This is a genomic window from Shewanella sp. KT0246 (genome assembly GCF_019654955.1).
Classification (GTDB): Bacteria; Pseudomonadota; Gammaproteobacteria; order Enterobacterales; family Shewanellaceae; genus Shewanella; species Shewanella goraebulensis.
In genome coordinates this window covers 1-440 of record NZ_BPEV01000156.1, presented here as the reverse complement: position 1 = coordinate 440, position 440 = coordinate 1, and the positions used below count along the sequence as shown (strand labels likewise).

Genomic DNA, 440 nt, shown 5'->3' with positions numbered 1-440 from the left:
ACCGACGGCCCCAAACAGGCCGAGGACTATATTGCCAGAGATCTGTACCTGGGCGTGACAGGTTGGGTTTGTGATGAACGCCGGGGACAGGACTTGGTAAGCGCCCTGCCCTTGATCCCGGATAACAGATTATTGCTGGAAACCGACAGTCCCTATCTACTGCCACGCAGCATGAGACCCAAGCCCAAATCCGGCCGCAATGAGCCCAAATATCTGCCTTATATCGCCCAGGCTGTCGCCGACATCCGCGGTCAGTCGCTGGACAGTCTTGCACGCCTGTGCTATAGCAACAGCTTGCGTTTCTTTAAGCTGGAGAGCACCCATGGCTAATGCTTACTCTGTACTGCTGCTCTTCTGTAGTTTGCTGTCTCTGGCGGTTAACGCCGAGCCCACGAGACTCCTGAGCATCTCGTATGCCGTCTTCTGCTTGAAAAAAAAAA

Annotated in this window: 1 protein-coding gene; it reads left to right on the top strand. The window is 54.3% G+C overall.

Translation table 11 applies throughout. The features are described from left to right. The coding region (locus K5Q58_RS20935) for a TatD family hydrolase (RefSeq protein ID WP_220755754.1) at positions 1-330 on the top strand (330 nt) is incomplete at its 5' end. Positions 331-440: the final 110 nt, after the last annotated feature.